At 44.9% G+C, this 503-nt stretch carries 1 tRNA gene and 2 rRNA genes; all 3 read right to left on the reverse strand.

What is annotated here, in order from left to right:
- Nucleotides 1–97 (reverse strand): 23S ribosomal RNA (locus N7603_RS08945); the annotation flags it as partial.
- Between the two features lie 96 nt (nucleotides 98–193).
- Nucleotides 194–270: transfer RNA gene (locus N7603_RS08950), tRNA-Ile, on the reverse strand.
- Between the two features lie 138 nt (nucleotides 271–408).
- Nucleotides 409–503, reverse strand: a 16S ribosomal RNA gene (locus N7603_RS08955); the annotation flags it as partial.

Raw genomic sequence — 503 nt, forward strand, 5'->3', positions numbered from 1 at the left:
GCGTACTTACTGCTCCCCGTGGCGTTTCGCCGTTAGTTGCGTCCTTCATCGGTGCTTAGTGCCAAGGCATCCACTGCGTGCCTTCTCTTCCTTAACCTTACGTCAGAATTTATCTACTTTTCAAAGATCTCAACCATTAGGTTGGATAAAACATTTTTAAGGGTTTAGCTCACTTGTGAGTGCACCACTTAAATGGTGGGCCTAAATGGACTCGAACCATCGACCTCACGGTTATCAGCCGTGCGCTCTAACCAGCTGAGCTATAGGCCCTTCTAAAAGACATAAGTCTTTCAAAACTGAATATGATGAGTAATGCAGAATGTTTGGGAGATTTTAGATAAAATCTCGTTTGTGAGAACTTTGTAAACAAAGTCTCGTTCACAGCTTCTTAAGCCATGTTTTCCTTAGAAAGGAGGTGATCCATCCCCACGTTCCCGTAGGGATACCTTGTTACGACTTAACCCCAATCATTGATCCTACCTTAGACGGCTCCCTCCTTGCGG

It is taken from the genome of Paracholeplasma vituli (assembly GCF_025446935.1).
In the GTDB taxonomy this organism is placed as follows: Bacteria; Bacillota_I; Bacilli_A; order Acholeplasmatales; family UBA5453; genus Paracholeplasma; species Paracholeplasma vituli.